The 12,907-nt window shown below is 75.9% G+C and carries 11 protein-coding genes; 3 read left to right on the forward strand and 8 right to left on the reverse strand.

Features of this window, described 5'->3' with window-relative positions; all coding sequences use genetic code 11:
- The first annotated feature begins 58 nt into the window (after positions 1-58).
- From ACI79S_RS16020 to ACI79S_RS16030, 3 genes are all read left to right on the forward strand, one after another.
- Positions 59-1,408, forward strand: a complete 1,350-nt coding sequence (locus ACI79S_RS16020; protein WP_456594435.1) for an ABC transporter substrate-binding protein — start codon at positions 59-61, stop codon at positions 1,406-1,408.
- Between the two features lie 205 nt (positions 1,409-1,613).
- A complete protein-coding gene (locus ACI79S_RS16025) occupies positions 1,614-2,603 on the forward strand; it encodes a UDP-glucuronic acid decarboxylase family protein (RefSeq protein WP_456594436.1) in 990 nt (329 codons plus the stop codon).
- Positions 2,604-2,760: 157 nt separating this feature from the next.
- Positions 2,761-4,353, forward strand: a complete 1,593-nt coding sequence (locus ACI79S_RS16030; protein WP_456594437.1) for a substrate-binding domain-containing protein — start codon at positions 2,761-2,763, stop codon at positions 4,351-4,353.
- A gap of 69 nt (positions 4,354-4,422) precedes the next feature.
- On the opposite strand, the gene ACI79S_RS16035 is transcribed toward ACI79S_RS16030, so the two are convergent.
- The 8 genes from ACI79S_RS16035 to ACI79S_RS16070 all read right to left on the reverse strand — a co-directional run.
- Complete coding sequence (locus ACI79S_RS16035; RefSeq protein ID WP_456594438.1) at positions 4,423-5,472, reverse strand: glycosyltransferase family 9 protein; 1,050 nt, start codon at positions 5,470-5,472, stop codon at positions 4,423-4,425.
- The gene (rfaE2, locus tag ACI79S_RS16040) at positions 5,469-6,839 is read right to left on the reverse strand and encodes a D-glycero-beta-D-manno-heptose 1-phosphate adenylyltransferase (RefSeq protein ID WP_456594439.1); all 1,371 of its coding nucleotides are present in this window, start codon (positions 6,837-6,839) and stop codon (positions 5,469-5,471) included. Before rfaE2 ends, ACI79S_RS16035 begins: the two co-directional genes overlap by 4 nt.
- Entirely contained in the window at positions 6,836-7,519 is a 684-nt protein-coding gene (locus ACI79S_RS16045; protein ID WP_456594440.1) for a D-sedoheptulose-7-phosphate isomerase, read from the reverse strand. The genes rfaE2 and ACI79S_RS16045 overlap by 4 nt, the downstream gene beginning before the upstream one ends.
- Positions 7,516-8,730 carry a glycosyltransferase gene (locus ACI79S_RS16050; RefSeq protein WP_456594441.1) on the reverse strand — a complete coding sequence of 405 codons (1,215 nt, stop codon included), beginning with the start codon at positions 8,728-8,730 and terminating at the stop codon, positions 7,516-7,518. Before ACI79S_RS16050 ends, ACI79S_RS16045 begins: the two co-directional genes overlap by 4 nt.
- Positions 8,727-9,707, reverse strand: a complete 981-nt coding sequence (locus ACI79S_RS16055) for a glycosyltransferase (RefSeq protein ID WP_456594442.1) — start codon at positions 9,705-9,707, stop codon at positions 8,727-8,729. Before ACI79S_RS16055 ends, ACI79S_RS16050 begins: the two co-directional genes overlap by 4 nt.
- On the reverse strand, positions 9,704-10,732 hold the full coding sequence (locus ACI79S_RS16060; protein ID WP_456594443.1) for a glycosyltransferase family 9 protein: 1,029 nt from the start codon (positions 10,730-10,732) through the stop codon (positions 9,704-9,706). Before ACI79S_RS16060 ends, ACI79S_RS16055 begins: the two co-directional genes overlap by 4 nt.
- A complete protein-coding gene (locus ACI79S_RS16065; RefSeq protein WP_456594444.1) occupies positions 10,729-12,219 on the reverse strand; it encodes an HAD-IIIA family hydrolase in 1,491 nt (496 codons plus the stop codon). The genes ACI79S_RS16060 and ACI79S_RS16065 overlap by 4 nt, the downstream gene beginning before the upstream one ends.
- Before the next feature lie 87 nt (positions 12,220-12,306).
- On the reverse strand, positions 12,307-12,907 hold a 601-nt coding region (locus ACI79S_RS16070; protein WP_456594445.1), incomplete at its 5' end, for a CoA-transferase.

The following is a 12,907-nucleotide window of genomic DNA, read 5'->3' on the forward strand; positions in this document are numbered from 1 at the left end:
GCTCCACCCCACCCAGACTCCCGGGCATCCACGCCCGGGCCGCACCAGAGGAGAACTGTTGTCCAGATCCTCCCGACGTCTCATGACGGCGATCGCCGCGGCGACCGTCGTCTCCACCCTCGCCGCCTGCGGCGGCAGCGAAGAGGGCGGTGGCTCCTCCGCCAACGGTGGCGGGGGCGAGAACGAGGCCTCCGACATCGGCGTCACCGAGACCTCGATCAAGATCGGCTCGCACTACCCGCTGACCGGTGTGGCCGCGCCCGGGTACAGCGAGATCCCGACCGGCGTCGACGCCTACTTCAACTGCCTCAACGAGGAGGGCGGCGTCTACGGCCGGGAGATCGACTGGATCTTCCGCGACGACGCCTACAACCCCACCCAGACCAGCCAGGTCGTGAACGAGCTCGTCCTCGAGGACGAGATCTTCGCGATGATGAGCGGGCTGGGCACGCCCACCCACAGCGCCGTGGTCGACTTCCTCAACGACGAGGGCGTCCCCGACCTGTTCGTCTCCTCGGGCTCGCTGATGTGGGGTGACGACCCGGAGACCTACCCGATGTCGTTCGGGTGGCAGACCGACTACATGAGCGAGGGCAAGATCATCGGCGAGTACATCGCCGAGAACTTCCCCGACGCGCAGGTCGGCCTCTTCCTCCAGGACGACGACTTCGGCGAGGACGGCGAGGCCGGCATCCGCCAGTACATCGACGACCAGATCGTCGCGGCCGAGCGGTACACGCCGGGCAACACCAACGTCGGCCCGCAGATCGCGGCGCTGCAGGCGGCCGGCGCCGACTTCGTCGTCGGCTTCAACGTGCCCAGCTACACCGCGCTGTCGCAGCTGACCGCGCTGCAGCTCGGCTACGACCCGCAGTGGTTCTACTCCAACGTGGGCTCGGACCCGACGCTCGTGGGCGGCCTGCTGAACCGCTTCAGCGAGGGCCAGGTGTCCGACGCGGCCCTGCTGGACGGCGCGCTCACCACCGGCTACCTGCCGACGGTGGACATGACCGACAACCCGTGGATCCAGGAGTTCCAGCGGATCTGGGACGAGTGCGGTGGCGAGGGTGAGCTCACCAACTACCGCGTGTACGGCATGGCGCAGGCCTACACCATGACGCAGGCCCTGCAGGCGGCCGGCCAGAACCCGACCCGCGAGGGTCTGGTCGAGGCGGTCGAGCAGGCCGGTGGCGACTGGGAGGGCCCGGTCTTCGCGCCGTTCCGCTACTCCGAGGACAGCCACATGGGCACCGGCGGCATGACCATCGAGCGCATCGTCGGCAACGGCTCCGAGGAGGTGCAGCCGGTGCGGGTGACCGACATCGGTGACGCGCCGATCGAGGAGTACGACGGCGAGATGGCCACCCCGCCGACGAACGCCATCCCGGACGAAGAGGCCGTGAACTAAGACCTCCTCGCACCACGGCGGGCCGCCGTCCTCCTCCGGGAGGGCGGCGGCCCGTCCGCGTTCCGGCCGCGGAGCGGCAGGCAGGCGCCGCCACCGCCGGAAGCACTTCGGCCCCGAAGTGTGTGTGCAGTTGATCTCCGGGTACGTCCGCCGCCAGGTGCGTCCGCGGGCGGGCGCACGCACGAGAGCACAGGAGGACGACGGCATGGCGGACGGACGGCTACGCGAGGCTCGCACCATCCGGCGGGCGGTGGTCACCGGCGGTGCCGGGTTCCTCGGGTCGCACCTGTGCGAGCACCTCCTGGAGCGCGGGGTGGAGGTGGTGTGCCTGGACAACTTCCTCACCGGTTCCCCGGCGAACGTCGCGCACCTGATGGAGCACCCCGGGTTCCGGCTGGTCCGCTGCGACGTCACCGACTACGTGCACGTCCCGGGCCCGGTGGACCTGGTGCTGCACTTCGCCTCGCCGGCCAGCCCGATCGACTACCTGAAGATGCCGATCGAGACCCTCAAGGTCGGCAGCCTGGGCACCCTGCACACCCTGGGCCTGGCCCACGACAAGGGCGCCCGGTACGTGCTGGCCTCCACCTCGGAGGTCTACGGCGACCCGCTGCAGCACCCGCAGACGGAGGAGTACTGGGGCAACGTCAACCCGGTGGGCCCCCGCGGGGTCTACGACGAGGCCAAGCGGTTCAGCGAGGCGCTGACCACCGCCTACCGGACGTCGAAGGGCACCGACACCGGCATCGTGCGGATCTTCAACACCTACGGGCCCCGGATGCGCGCCGACGACGGCCGGGCGATCCCCGCCTTCGTCAACCAGGCACTGGACGGCCGCCCGCTCACCGTGGCCGGGAACGGCTCGCAGACCCGCTCCATCTGCTACGTCGACGACACCGTCGCCGGCATCCTGGCACTGGCGTTCTCCGAGCACCCGGGTCCGGTGAACATCGGCAACCCCGACGAGCTGTCGATGCTGGCGCTGGCCCGCTGGATCGTGCAGCTCACCGGCTCGGACTCCCCGATCGACTACATCGACCTGCCCGTCGACGACCCGAAGGTCCGCCGCCCCGACACGACCCGCGCCGAGCAGCTGCTCGGCTGGCGCCCGCAGGTGACCTCCGAGCAGGGGCTGCGCCGCACCGTCGAGTGGTTCGCCGCCCAGCGGAACGCCGTGGCCGCCCAGGCGGTCTGACCCACCGTCATCGGTCATGCGACGAGAGTCACCCCAGAGCGACGTGGGACACATCTAATCTGGAGCGGCGAGCTCAGGTGGAGCCGCATCCACCACGAGTCGACCTCAGAGAGCGAGCATGGGCCGCCACGCAGATCCCGCAGCCACGCGCCGTTCGGTGCTTCCCGTTCTCATCGCCGCGGGGCTGGCCGTCGCGCTGCTCGCCGGCGGGCTGGTCTGGTGGCTGGTCGGTGGTGGCTGCGACGAGCAGGTGGCCGTCGACGTCACCGTGGCCCCGGAGCTGTCCGACGTGGCCGGGGAGCTCCTGGCGGAGGTGGAGTCGCCCGATGAGTCCCTCTGCATCACCGCCGAGGTGACGGCCCGCGAACCGCTGCTGACCGCCGGTGACCTGAGCGTCCTCGAAGAGGAGGCGCTGCCGGAGGTGTGGGTCCCCGACTCGTCGCTGTGGGCGGCGCGGGTCTCCTCGCGCGAGCTCGACCCGGCCGGCTCCATGGCGGTCTCCCCGGTCGTCCTGGCCACCAGCGAGACGGCCGTCGACGAGCTCGGCTGGGCCGACTCGGGCCCGGGCTGGGCCGAGGCCCTGGGCACCGGCCGGCCGCTGGCCGTGCCCGACCTCGCCGCGAGCGCCGAGGGGCTGGCCGCGCTGGCCGCCGTGCGCACCGCCCTGGGCGGGGACGCCGACGCCGACAACGCGGTCGTGCAGGCCGTGCTCGCCTCCGCGCGCAGCACCGCCCTCTCCCCCGCCGAGGGGCTGACCGCCGGCCGCGAGGACAGCGCCGACGCGCCGCTGGTCCCGGTGAGCGAGCAGGTCGTGTACGCCGACCACCAGGAGGCCGAGGAGTCCTCCCTCGTCGCCGTCTACCCCGCCGAGGGCTCGCCGGTCCTCGACTACCCGGTGCTGCGGGTGGGCACCCCGACGGGGGCCGAGCAGCGCGCCGTCGACGCCGTCGTCGACCGGCTGCTGTCCGAGGACGCGCAGGTCGCCGTCCGCGACGCCGGCTTCCGCGGCCCCGAGGGCGCCGCGCCTCCCGGTGCCGGTCCCGACAGCGGCATCGCCGAGGCGAGCCCACCGGTGCTGCCGCTGGACCCCCAGCAGGTGCAGGCGCTGCTGACCCGGCTGTCCAGCCTCGCCGCGCCGTCTCGGGTGCTGACGGTCTTCGATGTGTCGACGTCGATGGCGGCGCCGGTCGGCGACGGCACCCGCGCCACCCTCGCCCGCGACGCCGCGAAGAGCACGCTCTCCCTGGTGCCCGACGACTACGCCCTCGGGCTCTGGGCCTTCGCCTACGAGCTCCAGGGCGACCAGGACTGGACCGAGCTCGTCCCCACCCGGGAGCTGGACGACGTCGTCGACGGCCGGACCCAGCGCGAGGTGCTCGACGAGCAGCTGGACACCATCCCGGACCGGCTGACGCCGGGCGGGACGGGGCTGTACGACACCACCCTGGCGGCTGTGCGGTCGGCGCGGGAGAACTACGACCCCACCGCGGTCAACAGCGTGCTGATGGTCACCGACGGCACGAACGAGGACGACGCCGAGGGGCTCAGCCTGGAGGAGCTGCTGAGCACGCTCGAGGCCGAGGCCGACCCGCAGCGGCCGATCAAGGTCATCGGTGTGGCCCTGGGGCCGGACGCCGACCTGAGCTCGCTCGAGGAGATCGCCGAGGCCACGGGCGGCGCGGCGTACTCCGCGGTCGACGAGAACGACCTGCAGACCGTGCTCTTCGACGCCCTCCGCCAGCGCTCGTAGGCGATGACACCGCGATCCTCCGGATCGCACCGCGGCCACGTGCCTCCGCCAGGGTGCTGAGCCGTTGCGTCACGCCTGCGCGGACCCCTTCGGGGCCCACTCGGCGCGACCGGACAGGAGCTGGTCGAGGGTCCCTTCCACCTCGTCGACGGTGATCCGGGCCAGCGCGGGGTCGAGGTCGGTGCCCCAGGGGTCGCCGGTGCCGTCGCCGTGCCAGAGCACCACGTGCTGGGGCCGCGGGGGCGGTCCCCACAACGCCGGGGAGACGGGGCCGAAGAGCACCACCGACGGCCGCCGGTAGGCGGTGGCCAGGTGCGCGACGCCGGTGTCGCCGCACACGACCAGCTCGGCCGCAGCCACCACGGCGGCCAGCTCCACGGACGTCGTCCGGCCGGCCAGCACCGCGGTATCCGGCAACCCCGCCGCCGCGGCCACCGACCGGGCGAGCTCGACCTCCGCCGGGCCGCCGGTGATCCGGACGTCGTGGCCGGCGTCGGCGAGGTGGCGGGCGACGGCGGCGAAGCGCTGCGGTGGCCAGCGCCGGCCCGGGAACGCCGCCCCGGGGTGCACGACGGCGGCACCCCGGACCGGCGGGGGCACGGCCGGCACGGCGATGTCCAGGGCGTCCGGGTCGGCATCGACGCCCAGCCCCTCGGAGACCAGCCGGCACCAGCGCCGAACCTCGTGCTCGTCGGGGTACCAGGTCGGCCCGGGGTAGCCGGGGCTGGCGAAGGTGAGCAGCCGCCGGGGGTGCAGGTCGGCGACGACCACGTGCGATGCCGGGCCCTTGCCGTGCAGGTCGACGGCGAGCTCCGGCGGCGGACCGCTCCACTCCAGCGCTTCCAGCTCGCGCGCGGGCAGCACCTCGTCGACGGCGTCGATCAGCTCGGCCAGCGGTCGCAGGGCCGACGTCGTCGCCAGCACCAGCCGGTGGTCCGGGACGGCGGCCCGGATCGCCCGGATCGCCGGGACCCCGGTGAGCAGGTCCCCCAGACCGAGCGGCCGGAGGACGATGGCGACGGCAGGAGGACCGCCCTGCCCCCCGCCACTCGCAGGCTCGCGGCGGGCCTCTGCAGGAGGGCCACCGGGATGCGCCGCGGCGTCGATGCCGCCCTTCACACGCGCGAGCGCTCGACCAGGGCCGTGGTCGAGTGGCCGTCGAGGTAGGGCAGGACGACGGCCTGGCCGCCCCAGGTGCGCAGCACCTCGGCCTCGGGCAGGTCCGCTCCGGCGTAGTCGCCGCCCTTGGCCCACACGTCGGGGCGCAGCCGGTCGAGCACCTGGCTGGGGGTGTCCTCGTCGAAGACGACCACCGCGTCGACGAACTCCAGCGCCTCGAGCACGCGGGCGCGGTCGGGCGCGGTGACCAGAGGGCGTGCGGGGCCCTTGAGCCGGCGCACCGAGTCGTCGGAGTTGATGCACACCACCAGGCAGTCGCCCAGCCCGCGGGCCGCGCGGAGCGTGGCGACGTGCCCGGGGTGCAGCAGGTCGAAGCAGCCGCCGGTGGCCACGACGGTGCCGCCGGCCGCGCGCACCCGGGCGATGACGGCCTCGGCGCCGGGCTCGGCGACGACGTCGGTCCCGGGCCGCTCGTCGGCGTCCCAGGCGGTCGCCCCGCCGCGGGCGACGAACGCCGAGGCGAAGGCGACCGCGGCGGCCACGGCCTCGCCGGTGACGGCGCCGTCGGCGAGAGCCAGCGCCGCCGCGGCGGCGAAGGAGTCCCCGGCGCCGCACGGATCCCCGCCGGTCACCGTGACCGCGGGCACCACCATGGGTGCGCCGGAGCCGTAGGAGAGCAGCGCGCCGCGGGCGCCCAGGGTGACGGCGACCGCGCCGACCCCCCACCGCCGGATGAGCGCCTCGGCCCGGGCCCCCACGGCGGCCAGCCCGGTCCCGGCCGCGGCGTCGGCGGCCACGCGGGCGGCCTCGGCGCCGTTCGGCGTGACCAGCCGGGCGTTGGGCACCGGGTCCGCGCCGCGGGGGTGCGGGTCCCAGACCACGGGGCCGCGGGCCTCGGCCAGGGCGGCGCGCACCGCAGGATCGGCGGTGGTGCCCCGGCCGTAGTCGGCGACGAGGACGGCGGCGGCGTCGCGGATGGCGTCGGCGGCCGCGGCCGGCAGCTCGCCGAGCACCGCGACCGGCGCGCCGCTGTCGAGCCGGGCGATGGAGTGGTCACCCACCCGGACCCGCTGCTTCACGGCGGTGCCGCCGGTGGCCGGGATCTCGAGCAGGCGCACGCGGCCGGCGAGCAGGGCGCGCAGCCGGTCGGCGTCCTCGTCGGCGTCCAGCGGCGCCACGAGCACCACCTCGCGCCCACCCGCCGCTGCGGCGATGACCGCGGCCAGCGCGGCGCCACCGGGGCGCTCGCGCCGTTCGATCTCCTCCACCACCGGCACGGGGGCATCGGGGGTCAGCCGCGAGGCGGTACCGACCAGGTCGACGTCGAGCAGTGCGTCACCGACGACGACCAGCGGCCGGGCGCTCACTTCGCCGCCTCGAGCGAGGGCCCGTCGGGCACCCGCGGCGCCTCGGCGAGCACGGCGGCGTCGAAGGCCGCGCAGACGAGGTGCAGGGCGACCAGGTGGCACTCCTGCACGGTGGCGGTCCACGGGGAGTCGATGCAGACCGCCTCGTCGGCGGCCGCGGCCAGCGGGTTGGGCGCCGGGCCGGTGATCGCCAGCGTGGTGATGCCGCACGCGCGGGCCCGGCGCGCGGCGGCCACCGCGTTCGGCGAACGCCCCGACGTCGACAGCAGCACCAGCACGTCGCCCGCGCGGCCGTGGGCCTCCACCTGGCGGGCGAACAGCTCGTCGGCCGGGTAGTCGTTGGCGATGGCGGTCAGCGACGAGGTCTCCGCGGTGAGGCAGATCGCCGAGAACGGCGGGCGGTCGGCGCGGTAGCGGCCCACCAGCTCGGCGGTGAGGTGCTGGGCCTGCGCGGCGCTCCCACCGTTGCCCGCGGCGAGCAGCCGGCCGCGGGACTCCCCGCACAGCACGTCGGCGAGCAGCCGGCCCCAGCGGTCGAGGACCGGCAGCTGCGCCTCCAGGGAGCGCAGCGCGTTCCGCAGCGAGGCGACGTGGTCGGCGCCGGTCAGGTGGGTGCAGGAGTCCGGCGCGGGGACCACGTCGGTCACGTTCTCGAAGAACGAGTGCGGGCTGGCGCTCATCGGGCGACCTCCACGGGACGACGCCGGGCGAGGACCTGGCGGTAGACGGTTTCGGTGTCGGCGACGACGCGGGCCCAGCGGTAGCGGGCGCGGGCCCGCTTAACCCCGGCGGCGCCGTAGGCGGCGCGGCGGTCGTCGTCGGCGAGCAGCGCGGCGAGCACCTCGCCGAGCCGCTCGGGGTCACGCGGGGGCACGAGGTCGCCGGTGATCCCGTCGGCGACGGTGTCCTGCAGCCCGCCGACGGCGGTGGCGACGACGGGCCGCCCGCAGGCCATGGCCTCCAGCGGGGTGATGCCGAAGGGCTCGTACCAGGGGACGGCGAGCACGACGTCGGCCGAGCGCACCCAGGCGGGGACGTCGGCGCGGGCGACCGACCCGGCGAAGACCAGCCGGTCGGCGACGCCGGCCTCCGCGGCGATGCCGCGCAGCCGGCGCACCTCCGGATCGGCGTCGACGGCGTCGGGCGCGGGGCCGCCGACGACCACCAGCTCCGCGTCGGGCACCGCGCGCAGCGCCCGGACGGCGTCGTCCTGGCCCTTGCGCTCGACGAGCCGGCCGAGGACCAGCAGCCGCTTCCGCTCGCCCTTCGGCGCCACCGGGCCGCGGGGCGTGAACACCGAGGTGTCCACACCGCACGGCACGATCGAGACCCGGTCGCTGGGCAGCCCGAGCCGGCGCAGCTCGAAGACCTCGTCAGAGCAGGTGGCCACCACGTGGGCGACGTCGCGGCACAGCCCCCGCTCGAGGTCGATCCGCTCCGCCGGCGAGGTGTCGGCCGCCCCCTGGTGGCGCCGCTTGACCGAGCCGAGCGCGTGGAAGGTCTGCAGCACCGGGACCGGGGCCAGCAGGCTGGCCGACGCCTCGACCGAGGCGAGGCCGCTCATCCAGAAGTGCGCGTGCACGACGTCGGGGGGCTGCGCCGCCCAGCCGTGCCGCAGCACCCGCGCGAAGGCCGGCATGTGCTGGAGCAGCTCGTCCTTGGGCAGCGCCTCGGCCGGTCCGGCGGTGACGTGGACGACGTCGTAGCCGTCCGCCGTCGTCACCCGCTCGGGCAGGGCCGGGTCGTCGCGGCGGGTGTGCACCGTGACCTCGTGCCCGCGCTGGGCCAGGCCGGCGGCCAGCGCCGCGACGTGCACGTTCTGCCCGCCGGCGTCGACGCCGCCGATCGCGGCGAGCGGGCTGGCGTGCTCGCTCACCATGTGGATCTTCATCGGGTCACCTCTCCCAGGAGCGCGTCCCAGTCGCGCAGGAAGCGTTCCAGCCCGTAGCGCTCGAGGGCCGCCGCGCGGGCGGCCTTGCCTGCCAGCCTCGCTGCGTCCTCGTCGTCCAGGAACTCCCGGACGGCGGCCCACAGCCGCTCGGGCCGGGTGGAGATGACCCCGGCCGCGGCGGGCACGGCCTCGACCACCTCGGTGGTGGCCAGCGCGACCACCGGCATGCCCAGGTGCATCGCCTCCAGCAGGGCGAGCCCCAGGGACGTCCAGCGCACCGGGTGCACGTACACCCGGCGGCGGGCGAGCTCCGCGTGCATGGCGGCCTGCGGCGGGTCGTCGAACAGCGCCACCCGGTCGGGGTCCAGGCCGTGGGCCTCGTGCAGGCCGGCCAGGCCCATGCCGAAGACGTCGACCGGCGCCACCGCGGCGAGGCCGGGGAGCAGGTCGGCGCCGACGGTGCGGCCGCGCCGGACCGGCTCGTTGGTGACGACGGCGGCGCGCGCCAGCTCCCCGGTCCACCGCTCCCCCGGGTCGACGATGCCGTGCTCGATCACCGTCGTCGGCGCCCGGCCGTTGTCGTAGAAGAGCTCGTTGAAGGAGGTGACGTGGGCGATCGGGATGTCGGCGCGGTCGGCCATCGGGTGCCGGGTGTGCGGTACCGGTCCGTCACCCGGCTCCAGCCCGGGGGCGTTGTGCTCCAGGAAGACCGCGGGCAGGTCGCGGCCGGGCTCGCGGCCCAGCCACTCGCGCACCAGCTCCAGGTCCCGCTTGCGCTGCAGCACGACGACGTCGACCTGCTCCTCCCGCAGCTGGGCCGGGGTGACCTCCCGCGCCGACGCCGGCCAGTCCCAGGTGCGGGCGCGGCCCAGACCGTCGCCGTCGCGGCCCGGGGTCACCGGGATCAGGTACTCGTGCCGGCCCTGGACGAACGCCGTCGTCCACGAGCCGTGCACGTGCCAGACCAGGACCTTCATGCGCTCACCAGCTTCTCCACGGCGGCGACCACGTCGGACGCGGTCACGGAGGTCAGACAGGGGTGGCCGGCCACCGGGCATTCCCGGGCCCGGGTGCCGCGGCAGGGCGCCGACTGGTCGCCCAGGAGCACGCTGGGCACGCCGTAGGGCGCCCAGCGGACGGCGGGCACGACGGGGGCGAACAACGAGACCACCGGGGTGCCGACCGCGGCGGCCAGGTGCGCCGGGCCGGTGTTCCCGACGACGACCGCCGCGGCGCCGTCGAGCAGCGCCGCCATCTCGGCCAGGGAGGTCTCCCCGCCCAGGTCGACCCCGCGGGTGCCGGCGACGGACGCGGTGAGCCCCCGCTCCCCCGGCCCGCCGGTGACCAGCACCCGGTGGCCGGCGTCGGCGAGCGCCTCGACCGCCTCGGCGCAGCGCTGCGCCGGCCACGCGCGGGCCGGCACCGAGGCCCCGGGGTGGAGCACGATGTACCCGGCCGACAGATCATGGCCCCCGGGGGTGTGCGCGACCGGGGGCAGGGGCCGTCGCACGGAGAGCCGGCCGTCGTCGCCGGCCGGCAGCTCGAACCCCGCGGCCCGGGCGAGGGACAGCGCCCGCTCGGGCTCGGGGAGGTCGTCGTCGACCCGGTGGCGGACGTCGAGCAGCGTGCCGGGGTAGTCCACGCTGATCGCCGAGATGCGGGGGACGCCGGCCGAGCGGAGCACCAGCGCCAGCGGCAGCGGCGACTGGTGGAACGACGTGGAGATCACCGCCTCGTCCGGGGCGAGCGCCCGGACGCGGTCGGTGAGCCGGCCGAGGTCGTCGGCGTCGACCGGTGGTGGGTCGCCGAGGATCCAGGGGCAGGCCCACGTCCACACCTCGTCGACGCCCGGGAGCAGCTCCGCGGCGGCCGCACCGGCGGGACCGGCCAGGAAGACGACGCGGTCGGCGCCGTGCGCGACGGCACGGACGAGCGGGCCCTGCAGGAGCACGTCACCGGCGTTGTCGAGCCGGGCGACCAGGACGGTGCGGGGGGCGCTCACCAGCGCCCGGCCAGGACGTCGTCGACCGCCTCCGGCAGGGTCGCCGCCCGCTGCCGCGCCGCCGCCACCTCCTCGGAGCGGGTGACCGGGGTCGGCACCAGGATGCCGCGCGCGCCCGCCGCGGCCGCCGCCTCGACGTCGGCGCCGATGTCACCGATGACCACGCACCGGGCCGGCTCGACCCCGAGCTCGGCGCACGCGGCCGCGACCATGCCCGGGGCGGGCTTGCGGCAGGCGCAGCCGTCGTCCGGCCCGTGCGGGCAGACCTGCACCGTCTCGAAGGGGCCGAGCAGCTCGTCGAGCCGCTTCATGCAGGCGTCCACCTGGTCGGGCGTGATCAGCCCGCGGGCCACGCCGGACTGGTTGCTCACCACGCCGAGCCGCACGCCGCGGGCGCGCAGCCGGTCGAGGGCCTCCTTCGCGCCGCCCACCGGGCGCACCCACTCCGGGTCGCCGTTGTACGGAAAGTCGTGCACCAGGGTGCCGTCGCGGTCGAAGAGCACCAGGTCGGGCAGCCCGCGCCACGCCGGCACACCCACGTGCTGCACGACGCCGCGCAGCCAGTGCCAGGTGGCCAGCGGCGGGATGAGCGCGCTGGTGGCGATCATCGTGCCCACCTCGGCGCGGCCCCGCGGGCCGGGGGCGATGCGCCGCCAGGCGAACTCGGCGGTGCCCGCGGCCCAGGCGGCCGCCGCAGCGAGGGCGGCCCGGGGCCTGCGGGCGACGGCCAGGCCGAGCGCGGCCAGCGCCGCCGCGGTGACGGCCGTGTGCTGCGGCCGGCGGCCGAGCGCGGCGTCGGCCCGCTCCCGCCAGTCCGGCCCGTGCAGGCGCCGCATGAGGACGTCGTCGGCGTTCCCGGCCTGCACGCGCACGCTGACCCAGCGGTCGGTGGGCCGCACCGGGTGGGTGATCCAGCGCTCGCCGCGCACCAGGCGGGCTCCGGTGTCCATGACCCGCAGCGCCAGGTCGGAGTCCTCGCGGAAGGCGCGGGGGAAGCGCTCGTCGAAGCCACCCACCGCGGCCAGAGCGCTGCGGCGGTAGGCGAGATCGGCGGTGATCCAGCTGGCGGTGGCGAGCCCCGCGGTGCCGCGCTCCCAGTCGGTGGGGCGCCGGTGCTCCGGCAGGGGCACCCGCACCCGGCCCTGGCTGCCGGCGACGTCGGCCGGCAGGTCGGCGAGGTCGGCCTCGAGCCGCTGGTACCAGTCGGGGTCGGGCACGACGTCGTCGTCGAGGAAGGCGATCCACTCGGTGCGGGCGGTGCGCCAGCCCAGGTTGCGGGCCCGGGCCGGTCCTCCGCCGCCGGTGCGGACCACCCGCACCGGCGGCAGCCCGGGGCGGTCGGGGTGCAGCGGCTCCCCGGTGGGACGGTCGTCGACGACGACGAGCTCCGCCGGGCGCGGGCCGGGGGCGGCGGCCAGCGCGTCGAGCAGGACGTCGAGCGAGGGACGCCCGATCGTCGGCACGACGACGGTGCACTGCGCGAGCATGATCGCGTCCTGCCCGTTCTCGTACGGGCGAAACACTACGGGCTTGAAGTGTTCTCCCGGCGCCGGCCGATCGAGGAGCGCCCGGGGTCAGGGGGCCCGCAGATCCCCGACCTCCTCGGCGAAGTGCAGGGGGGCGGCGGTGCGCCGCTGCAGCTCCTCGCGGGGAAGCCCGGCGACCATCTCGCGGACCACGAGGCCGGCCGGCTCCACGTCGATCACCGCGAGCTCGGTGTAGACGCGGTGCACGACGCGCGCGGCGGTCAGCGGGTAGGTGCACTCCGGCAGGAGCTTGGGCCGGCCGTCGGGCGTGGTGTGCATCATCAGCACCAGCACCCGCTTGGCGCCGACGGCGAGGTCCATGGCCCCGCCGACCGCGGGCGGGAGGTGCGCGTCGTCGGTCGCCCAGTTGGCGAGGTCGCCCTGCGCGGACACCTGGAAGGCGCCCAGCACGGTGACGTCGATGTGGCCGCCGCGCATCATCATGAACGAGTCGGTGTGGTGGAAGTACGAGCCGCCGGGGACGAGCGTGACCGGCGCCTTGCCTGCGTTGATGAGCTCCCAGTCCTCCTCGCCGGGGGGGGGGGGGGGGGGGGGGGGGGGGGGGGGGGGGGGGGGGGGGGGGGGGGGGGGGGTGGGGGGGGGGGGGGGGGGGGGGCGGCGGGGGGGCGTGGCGGGGCCGGGGGGGCCG

It is taken from the genome of Blastococcus sp. SYSU DS1024 (genome assembly GCF_054050795.1).

What these genes read in the sequence shown, in the direction of transcription:
- ACI79S_RS16025 (WP_456594436.1), top strand. Translation starts at nt 1,614, where the DNA reads ATGGCGGACGGACGGCTACGCGAGGCTCGCACCATCCGGCGGGCGGTG.
- ACI79S_RS16045 (WP_456594440.1), bottom strand. Translation starts at nt 7,519, where the DNA reads ATGAGCGCCAGCCCGCACTCGTTCTTCGAGAACGTGACCGACGTGGTC.
- ACI79S_RS16050 (WP_456594441.1), bottom strand. Translation starts at nt 8,730, where the DNA reads ATGAAGATCCACATGGTGAGCGAGCACGCCAGCCCGCTCGCCGCGATC.
- ACI79S_RS16055 (WP_456594442.1), bottom strand. Translation starts at nt 9,707, where the DNA reads ATGAAGGTCCTGGTCTGGCACGTGCACGGCTCGTGGACGACGGCGTTC.
- ACI79S_RS16065 (WP_456594444.1), bottom strand. Translation starts at nt 12,219, where the DNA reads ATGCTCGCGCAGTGCACCGTCGTCGTGCCGACGATCGGGCGTCCCTCG.